At 65.9% G+C, this 14,081-nt stretch carries 21 protein-coding genes, 2 tRNA genes and 1 pseudogene; 5 read left to right on the top strand and 19 right to left on the bottom strand.

Annotation, left to right across the window (positions count from 1 at the left end):
• The 12 genes from NKF06_RS09200 to NKF06_RS09145 are packed head-to-tail and all read right to left on the bottom strand — an operon-like array spanning position 1 to position 6,767.
• Entirely contained in the window at positions 1-399 is a 399-nt protein-coding gene (locus tag NKF06_RS09200; RefSeq protein WP_004042597.1) for a 50S ribosomal protein L14, read from the bottom strand.
• Complete coding sequence (locus NKF06_RS09195) at positions 399-743, bottom strand: 30S ribosomal protein S17 (RefSeq protein ID WP_042663561.1); 345 nt, start codon at positions 741-743, stop codon at positions 399-401. The genes NKF06_RS09200 and NKF06_RS09195 overlap by 1 nt, the downstream gene beginning before the upstream one ends.
• Positions 734-1,165, bottom strand: coding sequence for a ribonuclease P protein component 1 (locus NKF06_RS09190; RefSeq protein WP_058827535.1), 432 nt, complete (start codon positions 1,163-1,165; stop codon positions 734-736). Before NKF06_RS09190 ends, NKF06_RS09195 begins: the two co-directional genes overlap by 10 nt.
• A gap of 1 nt (position 1,166) precedes the next feature.
• A complete protein-coding gene (gene rpmC / locus NKF06_RS09185; RefSeq protein ID WP_004062417.1) occupies positions 1,167-1,379 on the bottom strand; it encodes a 50S ribosomal protein L29 in 213 nt (70 codons plus the stop codon).
• Positions 1,380-2,288 carry a 30S ribosomal protein S3 gene (locus NKF06_RS09180; RefSeq protein ID WP_058827534.1) on the bottom strand — a complete coding sequence of 303 codons (909 nt, stop codon included), beginning with the start codon at positions 2,286-2,288 and terminating at the stop codon, positions 1,380-1,382.
• Positions 2,288-2,749 (bottom strand): 50S ribosomal protein L22, encoded by a 462-nt coding sequence (locus NKF06_RS09175; protein WP_004042608.1) that lies wholly within the window; start codon positions 2,747-2,749, stop codon positions 2,288-2,290. Before NKF06_RS09175 ends, NKF06_RS09180 begins: the two co-directional genes overlap by 1 nt.
• A 3-nt stretch (positions 2,750-2,752) precedes the next feature.
• Positions 2,753-3,175: a 30S ribosomal protein S19 gene (locus tag NKF06_RS09170; protein WP_042663557.1), complete on the bottom strand. Its 423-nt coding sequence runs from the start codon at positions 3,173-3,175 to the stop codon at positions 2,753-2,755.
• A 2-nt stretch (positions 3,176-3,177) separates the two neighbouring features.
• The gene (locus NKF06_RS09165) at positions 3,178-3,903 is read right to left on the bottom strand and encodes a 50S ribosomal protein L2 (protein WP_004974912.1); all 726 of its coding nucleotides are present in this window, start codon (positions 3,901-3,903) and stop codon (positions 3,178-3,180) included.
• A 2-nt stretch (positions 3,904-3,905) separates the two neighbouring features.
• Positions 3,906-4,157 (bottom strand): 50S ribosomal protein L23, encoded by a 252-nt coding sequence (locus tag NKF06_RS09160; protein ID WP_058827533.1) that lies wholly within the window; start codon positions 4,155-4,157, stop codon positions 3,906-3,908.
• Positions 4,154-4,900, bottom strand: a complete 747-nt coding sequence (gene rpl4p, locus NKF06_RS09155; RefSeq protein WP_058827532.1) for a 50S ribosomal protein L4 — start codon at positions 4,898-4,900, stop codon at positions 4,154-4,156. The genes NKF06_RS09160 and rpl4p overlap by 4 nt, the downstream gene beginning before the upstream one ends.
• Positions 4,901-4,903: 3 nt before the next feature.
• Positions 4,904-5,920 carry a 50S ribosomal protein L3 gene (locus NKF06_RS09150; RefSeq protein ID WP_058827531.1) on the bottom strand — a complete coding sequence of 339 codons (1,017 nt, stop codon included), beginning with the start codon at positions 5,918-5,920 and terminating at the stop codon, positions 4,904-4,906.
• A gap of 4 nt (positions 5,921-5,924) precedes the next feature.
• Entirely contained in the window at positions 5,925-6,767 is an 843-nt protein-coding gene (locus NKF06_RS09145) for an RNA methyltransferase (protein WP_058827530.1), read from the bottom strand.
• A gap of 289 nt (positions 6,768-7,056) precedes the next feature.
• Here NKF06_RS09145 and NKF06_RS09140 point away from each other — a divergent pair.
• Together NKF06_RS09140 and NKF06_RS09135 are read left to right on the top strand one after the other, a co-directional pair.
• Positions 7,057-7,127 (top strand) — tRNA-Gly (locus NKF06_RS09140).
• Positions 7,128-7,139: 12 nt separating this feature from the next.
• A tRNA-Gly gene (locus tag NKF06_RS09135) sits at positions 7,140-7,210 on the top strand.
• A 400-nt stretch (positions 7,211-7,610) separates the two neighbouring features.
• Here NKF06_RS09135 and NKF06_RS09130 read toward each other — a convergent pair.
• The 5 genes from NKF06_RS09130 to NKF06_RS09110 form a co-directional block, all read right to left on the bottom strand.
• A complete protein-coding gene (locus tag NKF06_RS09130) occupies positions 7,611-7,901 on the bottom strand; it encodes a hypothetical protein (RefSeq protein WP_253245209.1) in 291 nt (96 codons plus the stop codon).
• Between the two features lie 179 nt (positions 7,902-8,080).
• Positions 8,081-8,335, bottom strand: a complete 255-nt coding sequence (locus NKF06_RS09125) for a hypothetical protein (protein WP_253245208.1) — start codon at positions 8,333-8,335, stop codon at positions 8,081-8,083.
• A 70-nt stretch (positions 8,336-8,405) separates the two neighbouring features.
• Positions 8,406-8,690, bottom strand: a complete 285-nt coding sequence (locus tag NKF06_RS09120; RefSeq protein ID WP_058827527.1) for a hypothetical protein — start codon at positions 8,688-8,690, stop codon at positions 8,406-8,408.
• A gap of 38 nt (positions 8,691-8,728) precedes the next feature.
• Positions 8,729-9,787 (bottom strand): YihY/virulence factor BrkB family protein, encoded by a 1,059-nt coding sequence (locus NKF06_RS09115; RefSeq protein ID WP_253245207.1) that lies wholly within the window; start codon positions 9,785-9,787, stop codon positions 8,729-8,731.
• 65 nt (positions 9,788-9,852) lie between these two features.
• Positions 9,853-10,020 (bottom strand): hypothetical protein, encoded by a 168-nt coding sequence (locus tag NKF06_RS09110; protein WP_172795791.1) that lies wholly within the window; start codon positions 10,018-10,020, stop codon positions 9,853-9,855.
• 105 nt (positions 10,021-10,125) lie between these two features.
• On the opposite strand from NKF06_RS09110, the gene NKF06_RS09105 reads away from it, so the two are divergent.
• The 3 genes from NKF06_RS09105 (at position 10,126) to NKF06_RS09095 (ending at position 11,981) form a co-directional block, all read left to right on the top strand.
• On the top strand, positions 10,126-10,440 hold the full coding sequence (locus NKF06_RS09105) for an MTH1187 family thiamine-binding protein (protein WP_004042629.1): 315 nt from the start codon (positions 10,126-10,128) through the stop codon (positions 10,438-10,440).
• Between the two features lie 120 nt (positions 10,441-10,560).
• The gene (mch, locus tag NKF06_RS09100) at positions 10,561-11,493 is read left to right on the top strand and encodes a methenyltetrahydromethanopterin cyclohydrolase (RefSeq protein ID WP_058827525.1); all 933 of its coding nucleotides are present in this window, start codon (positions 10,561-10,563) and stop codon (positions 11,491-11,493) included.
• Complete coding sequence (locus NKF06_RS09095; protein ID WP_253245206.1) at positions 11,490-11,981, top strand: hypothetical protein; 492 nt, start codon at positions 11,490-11,492, stop codon at positions 11,979-11,981. Before mch ends, NKF06_RS09095 begins: the two co-directional genes overlap by 4 nt.
• Positions 11,982-12,021: 40 nt before the next feature.
• Here NKF06_RS09095 and NKF06_RS09090 read toward each other — a convergent pair whose 3' ends face one another.
• Positions 12,022-13,626, bottom strand: a complete 1,605-nt coding sequence (locus tag NKF06_RS09090) for a GTP-binding protein (RefSeq protein ID WP_058827523.1) — start codon at positions 13,624-13,626, stop codon at positions 12,022-12,024.
• 141 nt (positions 13,627-13,767) lie between these two features.
• Positions 13,768-14,081: pseudogene (locus NKF06_RS09085) on the bottom strand (J domain-containing protein); the annotation flags it as partial.

Raw genomic sequence — 14,081 nt, 5'->3', positions numbered from 1 at the left:
CTATACAATCATCGTAGCCGTCGATGCGATACTCCCGAAGCGCTCGGCGACTTCGCGTGCGACGGGACCCTTGATCTCGGTCCCGCGAGGCTCTTCCATCTCGTCGATGATGACGGCGGCGTTGTCCTCGAACTTCACACGCGTGCCATCGGGCCGGCGGATGGATTTCCGCTGGCGGACGATGACCGCTTCGAGCACCTGGCGGCGCATCTCGGGGGTACCCTTGGTGACTGAAACAGTCACCTTGTCCCCGATGCCTGCCTTGGGGTGGCGGTTCTTCGTGCCGGAGTAACCCGCGACGCTGATAATCTTCAGTTCACGAGCGCCGGTGTTGTCGGCGCACGTGACCAGCGAGCCACGGGCGACACCCTTGGTGATGTCCGCTTTGAGCGCTTCCATCACTCGTCACCTCCGATAATCTCGACGACGACGTGGGATTTCGTCTTCGAGAGAGGTCGGGTCTCCGCAATCGTTACTTCGTCACCGACAGCGACGTCGTCGAGCACGCCCGGCACGTGTGCCGGGATGCGGGAACGTCGCTTCATGTAGCGGTCGTACTTCGGAACGAATACGTCGTACTCCCGCTCGACGATGACGGTCTTTGCCATGTCCGTCGAGACGACTGTCCCCTCCAGGGTCTGACCCCGGACGGAGAGCGAGCCGTAGAACGGACATTTTTCGTAGTCGTAAGCCTCGGAATCGTCAGGTTCCGGAGGCATTGGAACGTCAAGTCCTATCGCCATTTCGAGTCACCTGTAGTTTCGGTGCGCAGGGCGGGTCGTGAGAGCAGTTGTGCGCCATCCACCGTAACGTAGGCCACGCCCTCGCAATTCCCGGAACGGGAAGCTGCCGATGATGAGTCGGCGAGCCGATCAGACTGACTGGCATCAAATCCGCCAGTAGTATCCGACCGAAGTTTGGACGCGGTCCCCGACGCCTTCGCGGCGCCGGCGGCTTCATCTGTACGCGGAATCTCGAATTCGAAGGTCGCCCCTCGTTTCGGCACCTGCCGCACCCGAGACCCGTCGTCGACCATGAGCGTGTGCATCGTCTCGACGACGATGCGACCGGCTATCCCGACGAGGTCGGGGTTCGCCGCGTCGACGACCTCCACGTGGAGGCCGTTGAGCTCGTGTCGCGTGAGGGTCTCGGGTGTAAGTGGCATTTTATTCTTCGTCGAGGTCGCCTTCTTCGCCCTGAATCGTCTTGATTCGGGCGATGGTCTTCTTCAGTTCAGAGACGCGGCCGGGGTTCTCCGGCGCGCCACCCGCGGCCTGCACGGCCTTCGCGTTGAGCAGCTCCGTTTCGAGCTCTTCGAGCTCGGCGGTGCGCTCTGCGGGCGTCATGTCGCGAATCTCTTCGGTGTAGAGGATCGCCATTTATTCTTCCTCCGTTTCTTCGTCGTCGTCTTCCATCTCCGCGACGAGGTCGGCCGCCTCTTCGGCGACGTCTTCGTCGAGTTCTTCGTCGTCGTCGACGACTTCCTCGACCGCTTCGTCCTCGTCGTCGTCGGCTTCGTCGACGACTTCTTCTTCGACCGCTTCGACGGCCGCTTCCTCGACGACGTCTTCGTCGACTGCGTCCGTCTCGTCGTCGGCCTCCTCGGAGACATCCGGAACTTCCTCCGGCTCCTCTTCGAGGAGGTCCTCGACGCTCTCGGTCTCTTCGATCTGTTCGACTGCTTCGGGGTTCGCGTCTTCCTCGACTTCGAAGTCGTCGGGGAGCTTCGCACCCGGCGGGATGATCTTGACCGTCACGCCGATGGTGCCGAGCTTCATGACTGCGACGCCCTGACCCTCGTCGACGATCTCCTGTGCGGGCTCGCCGTTGTGCTTGATGTAGCCGCGGTTGAACTTCTCGACGCGGGAGCGAGCGCCCGTGACCTTCCCGGAGAGGACGATTTCGGCACCGAGGGCGCCGGCGTCCATGATGCGGTCGATGGTCGTGTGGCCCGCCTTACGGAAGTACCAACCGCGCTCGAGCGCGTTGGCGAGGCGGTCGGCGACGATCCGGGCGTTGAGGTCCGGCTCGTCGACTTCCTGCACGTCGATCTGTGGGTCGTCGAGGTTGAATCGCTCTTCGAGTTCGCGGGTGACCTTACGGATGTTCTTCCCGCCTTTCCCGATGACCATCCCGGGCTTTTCGGCCTTGAGCACGATCTGGGTGCCCATCGGCGTCTTGGCGACATCCATGCCGCCGTAGCCCGCTCGGCCGAGCTCTTCTGCGAAGAACTCGTCGATCTGGGACCGCTGCAGTCCGTTCTCGATGAATTGGTGTTCGTCAGCCATTATTCCTCGACCTCTTCGATGATGAGTTCGACATCACAGATTGGGGTGTTCCACGGGTCCGCCCGACCGAAGGCGCGGGGCTTGCGACCCTGACGTTCGCCGACCTTGTGGGCGGCGACGTGCTTGATCTCCATGGCCGGTCCGTCGAACCCCTGTTCGGTCGCGTTGTTGCGAACGTTTTCGAGGAGTTCGAGGAACGCCTTGGACGCCTTCTCGGGGTACCGTCCCGCGTCCCAGCCGTCGATGTCGCTTCGGTGACCGACACCGGAGTTGTGCTGCTTGAACGGAACCGACCGCTCGCCGTCGATGACGGCTTCGAGGTACTCCTCTGCGTCGGCGACGGGCATCCCCTTGATGGCTCGGGAGATGGCCTTGCTGTGCTTGATGCTGATGGGCCGGTCCCGGAGCATACCCTTGGCCGTGGTGTCCGGGTCGGCCTCGACGCTGTAGTTGATTCCCATGGTTTACTTGAGGGGCACGAACTTCGAAGACCGGGTCGCGCCGATACCGGCCTGACCGTGCTCGACCGAGCTACGGGTCAGCTGGAACTCGCCCAGGTAGTGGCCGATCATCTCGGGCTGAATCTGGGTGCGTTCGAACTCCTGGCCGGTGTAGACGGCGAAGGTGAGACCGACGAATTCGGGGAGAATCGGCATGTCACGCAGGTGCGTTCGAATCGGTGCGTTAGCCGTCTCCTCTTCCGTCTTGTCCTGAGCCTTCGCGAGCAGCTTTTCGTGCTCGGCCGACAGGCCTCGGGTGATGGTTCGCCGCTGACGAGCGGGGAGCAGTTCCGCGACCTCGTCGAGCTCCATATCCTGCAGCTCGTCGAGCGTGTAGCCGCGGTAGGTGAACTCACCTTCGCGGCCGGTGCGGTATTGCGTACTCATGGTTACTTACCTCCCTTGCCACCGCGACCGGTGCGTTTGGAGGCGATGTCACCGACCTTCCGGCCCGGCGGAGCGTTCCGCGAGACGGACTTCGGCTGACCGGGGTGCTGCCGGCCGCCGCCACCGAACGGGTGGTCGACGGCGTTCATAGCAACACCACGCACGCGCGGCCACTTGATACCGCGCGCTTTCATCTTGTGGTACTTCTTGCCTGCCTTGACGAAGGGCTTCTCCGTGCGGCCGCCACCGGCGACGACGCCGATGGTGGCGCGGCAGTTGGGGTTGAGGCGCTTGACCTCGCCCGACGGGAGCTTCACGATGGCGACCTTGCGGTCGTGCGAGAGAAGCTGCGCACTCACGCCGGAGGCGCGGGCGAACTTCCCGCCGTCGCCGGGCTGGTGCTCGACGTTACAGACGGGGACACCCTCGGGAATCTCGGCGAGCGGCAGCGTGTTGCCGGGCTTGATTTCGGCGGAAACGCCGATCTGAAGCTCTTCGCCGACGGTGACACCCTCGGGCGCGAGAATCATGCGCTGTTCGTCCTCGAACTCGACGAGGGCGATGGGCGCGCTGCGTGCGGGGTCGTGCTCGATGCCGACGACCGTGCCCGTGATGGTGTCTTTCTCCTCGGACTTCTTGTGCGACAGTTCGGCCTTGTAGCGGTGCGACGGCGCCCGGAACGTGGACGTACCGCGACCACGACGCTGGCCCTGAATTCGGCGTCCCATGGTTAGAACACCCCGATACGCGACGCGACTTCCTGCGCGTCGTCGTCTTCAGAGAGACGAACTGTTGCTTTCTTTTTGCCTTTCATCGTGACCTGCGTGTTGACCTTCTCGACGGCCACGTCGTAGCGCGACTCGACTTCGTCTTTCACGTCGGACTTCGTCGAGTCGATGTGGACGATGAACTGGAGCTTGTTGTCGAAGTCCATCTGGTTCATCGCCTTCTCCGTGACCAGCGGGTGTTCGATGATGCTCATCGTTCTGCGACCTCCTCAAGCGCGCTCTCGGTGAACAGCGTGAGGCGACCGGCGTGGGTGCCGGGCGCGAGGTCTTCGGCGGAGACGTTCGCCGCGGTGGCGACGTCGACGCCGGCGAGGTTGCGAGCCGCTTTCGAGGGCTCGTCGGCCGTCACGAAGAGGATGGACTTCGGACGGGTGTACTTGCGACCGCGGAGCTTGCCCTGGCCGCTCTTGACCTTCTTGTTCTCCTCGGAGCGCTCGATGTCGTCGTAGACGCCGAGCGACTGCAGGAGGTCGACGACCTCCTTCGTCTTGACGAGGTCCTCGAAGTCGTCGGAGACGACGAGGGGGAGCTCGAGGTCGTCGTCGAAGCGGTGACCGCGCTCGGCGACCAGCTCGGGGTCCGCCGTGGCGGCGAGCGCCGAGCGGACGGCGAGCTTACGCTCCTTCGTGTTGATCTCCTTCCCCTGGTCCTTCTCGGCCTTCGGCGGGTGAGCGCGACGGCCGGAGACGGCGTGCGGGACGCGTCGGGCGACGCCGTTCTGGCGTGGGTCGTGGGACATCCCACGGCCGCTGCCCATGGACTCTGCCGGGGTTCGAAGTCCGGCGTAGGGGTCGGCACCGTACGGCTGTTTTCGGTTTGCCTGCGCGGCGATGACGGCACGCTTGATGAGGTCCGGACGGTAAGCCGTCTCGAAGACCTCGGGCAGGTCGATGCTGCCCGCGTCGTCGCCGTTCAGGTCTCGGATAGTTGCCTGCATGGTTTAACCCTGGTTCGATGCGGTAGAGACGTAGCGCACCTCGGGGTCGAGGCGCGGCTGGTCGTTCGGCCGGATGGCCGGGCGGAACCGCAGAAGGCGCTTGTTGGGGCCCGGCAGCGAGCCCTTGATGAGCGCGTAGGAGCCGTCGACCTCGCCGTAGTTGACGAAGCCACCGTCGACGGAGGCCTCGTCACCCTCACCGAGGTCGATGAGGCGCTTGTTGAGCTCAGTGCGCTGGTGGTAACCAGTCTGACCGAGCTGCGGAACCGTAGAGCGGACACGGGACGGGTTCCAGGGGCCGAGGTTGCCAATACGGCGTCTCCAGCCCTGGCGGGCGTGCTTGCCCTTACGCTTCTGGACGCCCCATCGCTTGACGGGGCCCTGCGTACCCTTACCCTTCGTGACACCCGCGGCGTCGAGGTACTCGCCGGCGCGGAACACGTCGGACATCTCGTGTTCGCCGCCCTCGGCAACGAGGTCGAGGGCGAAGTCGGCGCGCTCCACCATGGAGCCGCCGCCGACGCGAGTCTCCATCACGTCGGGCTTCTTCTTGGGCACGTTCGCGAGCTCGGAGGGCACCGTGTGCGTGATGACGCGGAGGTCATCGACTTCGCCGGCCTCGACGGCCTCGCGAAGCGCGTCGGCGTCCGAGTCGAACGTGTCTTCTGCCGGCAGGTCGAGGACGCGGTCGAGTTCGTCGTGGAACTCGCCCGCCCAGACCTCGGTCTGCGGCTTCATACCGTACGGCGTCTGCTCGTAGGCGCGAAGGGCGACGGCGCGCATCGGCGGCGTCTCGACGACGGTCACCGGGACGGACTCCTCCATTCCTTCGCGGGGGGAGTCTGCCTCGTCGTTGACCATCATCACGTGGGTCATACCGGCCTTGTAACCGGCGAAGCCCTGCAGCGCGGGAGAGCCGTCGTCGGACGGCCACGACTTGATGCGTGGAACCTCCTTGACTGCTCGCTTGCGCGGGCTGAAGCCCATCGAGCCTTTTCGTGGTCTGCTTGGTTGTGGCATGGATTCACTCCGTGAGTGTCAGGGAGGCGAGGGAGGCGAACATCGCTTCTTCTGTTCGCACGACCTCGCTGCCCTGTCGCGGAATCGTATTGAGCCAGAGGTCGAACCCCGGACCAACGGAAGGTTCGACGTCTGCAACATCCTCGGGAGACATCCCGAGCATGTCCGGAAGCCCACGGCCCGGCGACCCGAAGACGACGGTCATGCCGCCGGCATCGGTGATGCGGGCCGTCAAGTCGCCCAATGTGGGGACCGACAGCGGTTCGCCATAGCGAGACGTGGCGATTCGCACGCCCGCATCTGGCCTGCCGAGTGCTTCCGTGAGGTCCATGCGGGATACGTCGAAGCCCGGGAGGGGCTCGTCGACGATCCGCGCACGGACCGGTTCTCGCGAAGAGATCCTGACAGCGACGCGCTCTCCCTCTGTGAGGTTCATCCCGGGAGGGACGAACAGGGAGATCGGGTGTTGCATTCCGCAATTGACCCGAACGCGGTCGTCAGGTCCGACCTCGGTCACGATTCCTTCTCGCAACGCGGGCGACTCGTCGGAGTCGTCCGCGGTCGTAGACGCCACGAGAACGGGCGGCAAGATACCAGCGTAGCGGAGTTCGTCGCGCTTGCCCCAGACCTCCTTGCGGAGGTAAGGGGGCGTCGCGGCGTACCGAAGTACGGTTTCGACGAACTCGCCGCCCCACTTGTTCTCGCCGTCTTCGTCGGGGAAGACGACGAGTTCGTTCGCCCGGAAGACCGCCGCCGCGCGGGCGACGTAGCCGAGTTTGCGAGTTGCCTCGCGTTGATCTTCGGCTTCCCGGACGAGTGAGGACGGCACGAGTACGCTGAGTTTCATGCCGGGTTCATCCTCGTCTCGTCTAGACTGTGGCGTTTGTACCGGGGGCCTACCTAAAAGAGTAGCGAATCCATTCTGGGGTGATAGAGCGTCCCACGACCCAGTTTGCGGGGGATTGGCGAACGTCGCGTGGTACATAATTACACGGTCACCGACAGGTCGCCGAAGCCGAATCTCACGTGGTAGCAGGTGGCGCGCCGTCGCCCGATTTCTCCCCCGTTTCGCAAGTCTTATTTATCAACCCGACACTATCGAGTAACGCAGCAGCACGCCACGATACACGCGGAATGCGCTGGTAGTGTAGTGGTATCACGTGACCTTGCCATGGTCACAACCTGGGTTCAAATCCCAGCCAGCGCACTTCCACCACATGCGTCGGTAGTGTAGTGGTATCACGTGACCTTGCCATGGTCACAACCTGGGTTCAAATCCCAGCCGACGCACTTCTGCCGAACACAAACCTCCGAGAGACCGCTGTGTCTCTCGGTCTTGTGAGGCTGCGTGCGCGACGCTGGGATTCTGAACTAGCGAGCGAACGCGAGTGAGCGAGTGGAGTTCAAATCCCAGCCGACGCACTTCTACAACGAACCTCCCCTCCGAGCGACCGCCGTGCGTGTCGCTCGGACTGTGAGTTGTGAATACGGGACGCTGGGATTTCGAACCCTACCAGTCGCGCACAGCGAACGAAGTGAGCGAGCACGTCTGGTTCTGGTTCAAATCCCGTCTCACCGACTCGGCCGCTGGCCTCGCCGGTGCTCCTGCGTTCACCTCACAGTGTTCGGTGAACTCCCAGCCGACGCAGTTCTCTGAACGCAACTCGGTCAGCGACGCGTCTTCGGGAACTCACGGTTCGTCCCGCGCCCGCCACCACCAGACCATCGCGGCCACGCCGACGACGAGGACGACGACGGCGAGCGCGTCGAGGACGTAGTTGAGCGGCGTTCCCGTCGGCACGGTCCCGGACTGCGTCACCTGTAAGAGAGCGTACGAGAGCCACGTGAGACACATCCCGACGAGGAGAACCGCCCGCGTAGCGGAGAGCTTTCCGCGCCGATACTGCACGGCTGTGCCCGTGAGGAGCAACAGGTACGCGACGAGCAGGGGAATACCCCTGAGGTCGGCGAGCACGCTCATGGTCTGGTGAGGAACCTCACGACGGCGATGACAGACACGCTGACGGCAGCGGCGACACCGAGCGTTCGCCCGACGGGGGAGTGGCGGGAGACCATACGCTACATCCCTGGACGATACACTAAATAGTTGACATCAATCGCCGGAACGGCCGTCCCGTCCTCGCACGCGTGGGCGAAGAATCAGTAACCGAGCGTGTCGACCGTCTCGATTCGCTCGATACCGTCGAGTTCGCAGAGGTCGGAGACGGCCGATTCCGCGAGCGAGACCACGACGCCACCGAATCGAAGTTCGCGTTCGAGGCTGCCGCCGAGCGACTTGACGCGGGTTTCGAGCGCGGCGCGGGCGTCGTCGTCCGCGGGTTCGACGCGGAGTTCCGCGACCTCGTCGGCGATGGGGTCGTCGCGCATGCGACGGACGGGGTGAGAGAGATACATATCCGGGGGTCGTCGGCCGGCGGGAAAACGGTCGCGGTCGGCCGGTGGCGGACCGCGCTCGACCGAGGCGTCAGTCCTCGGTGAAGTAAAACAGCGCCTCGCGACCTGCGCCGCAGTCGGGACACGCCGACGGGAACGCGGTCAGCGAGCCGAGTTCGCCGCAGTCGTCGCAGCGCCAGACGAGGCGCGCCTCGCCGAAGTCCTTCTCGGGCAGTCGCCGGTGTTCGACGACGGTCGGGGGTCGAACCGCACGCGAGGCCGTCTCGGCGGTCGTCTCGACGGCCTCCCACCTCGTTCGGTCCTGTTCGAGCGGTCGCGCCGGCTGGGTCGGTCGTGCGGGAGTCTTTATTGCCATAGTGTACCATACGCACGCCAGCCCCATAACGCCCGCCGTCACTCCTCCTGACTATCAGGCCACGAGGACCATCGGAGTTCCAGTCTGACTGGGCCCTCCGGGAGGAACCGACTGGTTTCGGTGTCGGCGACGACCCGTTCGGGGCGGGGGAGCGTGACGGACTCGTCGCCGACGCGAACTGTCAGGTCCTCGTGCGGAGCGGCCGCCACGAGGTGGTCGAGTCGTTCGATGGCCGCGGTCACCTCGCCGCGAGTCACCGCGTCGGCCTGCGAGTCGAGGGGGACGCCGCCGAACAACGGGCGGACGTTCACGTCGCGCGAGCGGTTCGACAGCACCGCGTTGACGGCCGCGCCGAGGAGGATGACGAGCCCGCTGAAGTAGAGCCACGTCAGGAGGACGAGGATGCCGGCGACGACGCTCGACTCGGGGGCGCGACTGCTGAACTCGACGTAGAGCCGGAACAGCGACTCGAAGGTCGTCAGCCCGACGGCGGCGACGAGGGTGCCGGGGACGACTTCGAGGTAGGTCACGTCCTCGTCGGGGAAGATGTAGTACATCGGGTAGAACGTCACGAACAGGACGACCACGAGGAGCCCGCGGTAGACGGCCCACCCGAGCGCACCGTCGAGCGCCGGGAGCGCGGACTCGATGAGCGCGCCGGCGACGACGGCGACGGCGACGGTGACGAGCACGACGATGCCGTCGGAGAGTTGGTCGGCGAAGGTGTTGGCCGCCTCCGACTCGTAGATGTCCGAGAAGGCGGTGTCGAGGCCGCGGAAGATGCGGAGCGTCCCCCACACCAACACGAGCACCCCGACGACAGAGAGGCTCGCCAACTGGGTCGACGACTCCAGTTCGGCGATGATAACGTCGCCCGCACCGGGGGTCAACACGGACTGGATGACGGCGATGACGCCCTCGCGGAGACCGCTGTCGCCGGTGGCGGAGACGGCCGCGAGGACGAGCAGAAACAGCGGTAGCAGCGAGACGAACGCCCCGTAGGCGATGCTTCCCGCCATGAAGGTGAGTCGCTCGGTTCGCACCTCGTAGACGATGGCCCGGCCGAGCGTGAGCGCTCTCGTGACACGCGGATTCATGGATGCTGATACGTCGGCCGACGAGAAAAGCGCGATGCGTTGCCAAGTCGGGGATGCGGAGGCGGCTATCTCCGGGCGGCGAAGACGGCGACTGCCAGCCCCAAGATGGCTCCTGTCGCGGTCCACTCCGCCGCGTAACCGACCGTGCCGCCGATGGCCGAGCCGAGGGTCACCCCACCGACGACGTTCGCCCCTGCGACGAGTGCCATCCGAGTGAGTTCGCTCTGGAACATATCGGAATCTGTGGCTGTTCGAGGAGATAGCCTCGTCGGTTCCGGTATCGAATCGACCGTCTCGGTCCACTCCGTTTTACTACCGCGTGGCGCGTTGGTTCGACCATGACAGTCATCGCGATGCTGAGCGTCGCACCGGTCGTCGAAGGCAGCATGTCGGGTGAGGTCGCCAAGGCGGTCGCGGCCCTCGACGACTTCGAGGTGTCCTACGAGACGAACCCGATGGGGACGGTCATCGAGGCCGACGACATCGACGAACTGCTCGCGGCGGTCGGCGCGGCCCACAAGGCGGTCGACGGCGACCGCGTGAGCACGTTCCTGAAGATAGACGACAAGCGCACGAAGGAACAGACGGCCGCAGACAAGGTCGACGCCGTCGAAGCCCACCTCGGGCGAGAAGCCAGAAGCGACCGCGAGTAGATTCGCGGGCCGCGGTGATCCGCGTGCGTTTCCACCATGCGAGCCACGAGACACGTCCACGCGACCCGTAGCGGTGGGTGACTGACAAACCCTTTAGCCGAAGGCGCGCAATCGCCTCGCATGGACAGCATCAATCGGATGGCCATCGAGCTGGTCGACGAGGCGCTCGACTTCGCCGGGGAACTCGGCATCGAGGCCTACGAACTCGACTCAGGTGCGACGGTCATCGACTTCGGCGTCGACGCCGACGGCGGTGTCGAAGCGGGGATGCTCCTCGCGGAGATTCAGACCGCGGGTCTCGCCACGGTACAGACGCGGATGGGCGAGGTCGCCGGCACGCCCCGCCCGCACGTCGAACTCTCCACCGACCGCCCCGCGCTGGCCCTCCTCTGCTCGCAGAAGGCCGGCTGGGAGCTCACCTTCGACGACTTCGACGGCCTCGGTTCCGGCCCCGCACGCGCGCTGGTCGGCGAGGAAGAGGAGTTCCACCACCTCGGCTACTACGACGAGTTCGACCTGACGGTCCTCTCGGTCGAGAGCATCGACCTCCCGACCGACGAAGTCGCGGAACACGTCGCGGAGACGACCGGCCTCGAACCGAGCGCCGTCTTCCTGCCGACCTACGCGACCGGCTCGCTCGTCGGGAGCGTCACGGGCGCGGCCCGCGCCGCCGAACTCGCCGTGTTCAACCTTTTCGAGGCGGGCTACGACCCGACGAATATCCTCTCTATCAACGGCTCCGCCCCGCTCGCGCCCGTCAGCTACGACGAGAGCGTCGCCATGGGTCGGACGAACGACGCCGTCGCCTACGGCGGGCGCGTCCACGTCACCGTCAGCGAGGACTTCGACGACTTCGACCGCGCGATTTCCACGGCCGGACCCGACTACGGCGTCCCGTTCGAGCAGCTGTTCGAGGACGCCGACTGGGACTTCGGCGAGGTCGACCCCGACGTGTTCGGCCCCGCGCAGGTCACGGTCGACGTGGTCAACGGCCCGACGTACACCCTCGGCGAGACCGACGAGGACGTGCTCGCCGACTCATTCGGACTGTGAGGCGCAAGCCGGTCCCGCCCGCGCCGGACTCCCTCGACCGATTGTGGGACGCCCACCGCGCCGTCCCGCTGATTCCCGGCTCCGAAGACGACTGTTGCGGGCGCGTCGCCGAGCGACTCGACGTGACGCCCGACGAGGGCCGCGACTGGCTCGTGTTCTGCCAGTCGCTCGGGCTCGCCCGCGAGGTGAGCCGCGGTTTCGAGCGCGTCCGCGACGACCCCGACGCAGCCGAACTGCGGGCCGCCTTCGAGGCGAACGTCTTCGGCGCGCGCGAGGCGCTCGACGTCCTCGGCGAGGAACCGACTCCTGCGGACGCGGTGTTCGACGCGTTCGAGCCGACCGTCCCGAACTGGGAGCGACACCGCGACCCTGACGGGTGGGAGTCGCGCTGGCGCGACAGAGTCGCCCGGCTGCTCGACTGGGCGGTGCTGTTCGGCGCGGCGGCGAGAAAACCGGACGGCTACGTCGCGGTCGAGGACTCGGCCTGACCGTCGGCGGAGACGAACCGAAGTCGCCGCCCGTGCTGTTTTAGTCGACCTTCGTCACGGTCCCGACACCCTTCGACCGGCCCTCGCGGAAGACGAATCGCTGGCCCTCCTCGACGAAGTACGGCCGGAACTTGAACTCCACGCGGGTCGTCCCGGTGTCGCCGGGCAGGAGTCGCCCGCCGTCGGGGTGGAAGACGGCCGCCTCGGAGATGGTTTCGAGGTGGACGACCGGCTCGTAGCCCTCCTGAATCCGCGTCGGGTGGTTGAGCACCATCACGTCGGCTTCGAACTCGCGGACCGCCGTCGGCTCCGAGTCGGCCGGGAGAAGCACCATCCCGCGTTCGATTTCGGACTCGCGGACGCCCTTGAGGGCGATGCCGACGATGCGGCCGGCGTTGGCCCGGTCGACCCGGTGGTAGTGCATCTCGATGGAGCGGACCTCGACCTCGCGGAACTCGCCGTCGGACATCGGCCCCAAGAGCAGTTTGTCGCCGGCCTCGACCGCCCCGGAGTTGACCGTGCCTGAGGCGACCGCGCCGACGCCCGTGACCGAGTAAGTCCGGTCGATGTACATCTTGAAGTCGCCCTCGGCGGCGCTGCGCTTCGGGAGCGCCTCGAACAGCCGGTCGAGGTCGCCGAGGCCGTCCATCGTGACCGCGCTCGTCAGGAACAGCGGGACGACCGACTCGCTTATCTCGTCGACCGCGGCATCGACGCCGTGGCGCTCGACGCTCAGGGGCGTCCGACCCACGTCGCGGAGGAGCCGTTCGACCTCGCGTTCCACCTCGGCGGCGCGCTCCTCGGAGACGGCGTCGACCTTCGTGATGGCGACGACCGTCGGTAGCTCCATCGCGAGCAGGATGCCGAGGTGTTCGCGGGTCGTCCGCGTCGGACCGTCGTCGGCGGCGACGACGAGCAGGCCGTAGTCGAGGCGCTGACCGACGAGGCCGCGAATCGTCGTCCGGAGCCACGGCTCGTGGCCGACGGTGTCGACGAACGAGACCAGCCGGTCGGCCTCCTGGACGATTTGCGCCCGGTCGGACTTCCGGTGGGGGTTTCGCATGTGGACCGGGCCGTCGTCGGAAAAGCCGTAGACGGCGTACGAGAGGTCCGCCGACAGGCCGCGTTCGACCTCGTGGGGCTGTACGTCGAGGAACGACCGCGTGCCGCCGTTGCCGTTGTCGGCCTGTCCAGTCACGAGCGAGCCGACGAGGGTGGACTTGCCGTGGTCGACGTGGCCCGCGGTGCCGACGACGATGTGGTCGTCGTCCACGTCGAGCATCGCCCCCTCGCGGATGGTCGCGACGCCGACGAGGCCGCGTTCGGCCGAATCGCCGACGCCCCACGTCTCTACGTCTTCGATGTGCGCCCCGGCCTCCTCGGCCAGAAGCGACAGCACGTCCATGGTCTCGGAGAAGTCGTCCGGCGGGATGCCGGCGATGCCGCCGTCGTCGGTGACGCCGACCACGTAGGTCGCCACGCCGTCGCCGGAGAGCACTCGATGTCTGAGTTGCGCCGCGAGCGACTCCATCCGGCCGTCGGACAGGTGAACGGCGCGGGTGAGGCGTTCTTTAAACTCGACGTTTCCGCCTTCTTCCTCACCGCGCTCGAGGGCCTCGTCCAAGAGAGCCCGATCCGCACTCATGGAAGCGGGTAGGAAACCGACCGTGAAAACGCTTTCCGCGGTAGCGATTGCCATGAGAACGTACCGCAACCGAGACGGAACCGACGCAGGGGCGCTCGTCGGGGCTCGTGGCGGTCGAATGCGGATGAAAAAGAACACGCGTTACTCGGTCAGGCGCTCGTAGGCGCGGTTGACGCGCTTGAACGCCTCTTCGTCGCCGGTCTTCGAGTCCGGGTGGGTCTCCTTGACTCGCTTCCGGTAGGCCGCTTTCACCTCGTCCTCGGAGGCGTCGTCGTCGAGGTCGAGCGTTTCAAGGGCTTTCTGCCGACTCATGCCGCGCCGCGGCGGGCGGACTCGCGTCCCGTCGCCGCGAGTTCGCTGTCGCCGACGGCGGTCGCCGGCGAATCCCCCGTCGGGGCCGAATCGTCCGGCTCGCGGTCCTTCTTGGGGGGTCGCCGCGGGGACCCGCACCGAAG

The sequence above is a fragment of the Haloferax sp. AB510 genome, from assembly GCF_024136985.1.
Taxonomy (GTDB): domain Archaea; phylum Halobacteriota; class Halobacteria; order Halobacteriales; family Haloferacaceae; genus Haloferax.
The sequence above is the reverse complement of the archived record's forward strand: the minus strand, read 5'-3'. Positions and strand labels throughout refer to the sequence as shown.

Coding starts and splice junctions, on each gene's coding strand:
- NKF06_RS09200 (WP_004042597.1), bottom strand. CDS start 399: ATGGAAGCGCTCAAAGCGGACATCACCAAGGGTGTCGCCCGTGGCTCG.
- NKF06_RS09195 (WP_042663561.1), bottom strand. CDS start 743: ATGGCGATAGGACTTGACGTTCCAATGCCTCCGGAACCTGACGATTCC.
- NKF06_RS09190 (WP_058827535.1), bottom strand. CDS start 1,165: ATGCCACTTACACCCGAGACCCTCACGCGACACGAGCTCAACGGCCTC.
- rpmC (WP_004062417.1), bottom strand. CDS start 1,379: ATGGCGATCCTCTACACCGAAGAGATTCGCGACATGACGCCCGCAGAG.
- NKF06_RS09180 (WP_058827534.1), bottom strand. CDS start 2,288: ATGGCTGACGAACACCAATTCATCGAGAACGGACTGCAGCGGTCCCAG.
- NKF06_RS09175 (WP_004042608.1), bottom strand. CDS start 2,749: ATGGGAATCAACTACAGCGTCGAGGCCGACCCGGACACCACGGCCAAG.
- NKF06_RS09170 (WP_042663557.1), bottom strand. CDS start 3,175: ATGAGTACGCAATACCGCACCGGCCGCGAAGGTGAGTTCACCTACCGC.
- NKF06_RS09165 (WP_004974912.1), bottom strand. CDS start 3,903: ATGGGACGCCGAATTCAGGGCCAGCGTCGTGGTCGCGGTACGTCCACG.
- NKF06_RS09160 (WP_058827533.1), bottom strand. CDS start 4,157: ATGAGCATCATCGAACACCCGCTGGTCACGGAGAAGGCGATGAACCAG.
- rpl4p (WP_058827532.1), bottom strand. CDS start 4,900: ATGCAGGCAACTATCCGAGACCTGAACGGCGACGACGCGGGCAGCATC.
- NKF06_RS09150 (WP_058827531.1), bottom strand. CDS start 5,920: ATGCCACAACCAAGCAGACCACGAAAAGGCTCGATGGGCTTCAGCCCG.
- NKF06_RS09145 (WP_058827530.1), bottom strand. CDS start 6,767: ATGAAACTCAGCGTACTCGTGCCGTCCTCACTCGTCCGGGAAGCCGAA.
- NKF06_RS09130 (WP_253245209.1), bottom strand. CDS start 7,901: ATGAGCGTGCTCGCCGACCTCAGGGGTATTCCCCTGCTCGTCGCGTAC.
- NKF06_RS09125 (WP_253245208.1), bottom strand. CDS start 8,335: ATGTATCTCTCTCACCCCGTCCGTCGCATGCGCGACGACCCCATCGCC.
- NKF06_RS09120 (WP_058827527.1), bottom strand. CDS start 8,690: ATGGCAATAAAGACTCCCGCACGACCGACCCAGCCGGCGCGACCGCTC.
- NKF06_RS09115 (WP_253245207.1), bottom strand. CDS start 9,787: ATGAATCCGCGTGTCACGAGAGCGCTCACGCTCGGCCGGGCCATCGTC.
- NKF06_RS09110 (WP_172795791.1), bottom strand. CDS start 10,020: ATGTTCCAGAGCGAACTCACTCGGATGGCACTCGTCGCAGGGGCGAAC.
- NKF06_RS09105 (WP_004042629.1), top strand. CDS start 10,126: ATGACAGTCATCGCGATGCTGAGCGTCGCACCGGTCGTCGAAGGCAGC.
- mch (WP_058827525.1), top strand. CDS start 10,561: ATGGACAGCATCAATCGGATGGCCATCGAGCTGGTCGACGAGGCGCTC.
- NKF06_RS09090 (WP_058827523.1), bottom strand. CDS start 13,626: ATGAGTGCGGATCGGGCTCTCTTGGACGAGGCCCTCGAGCGCGGTGAG.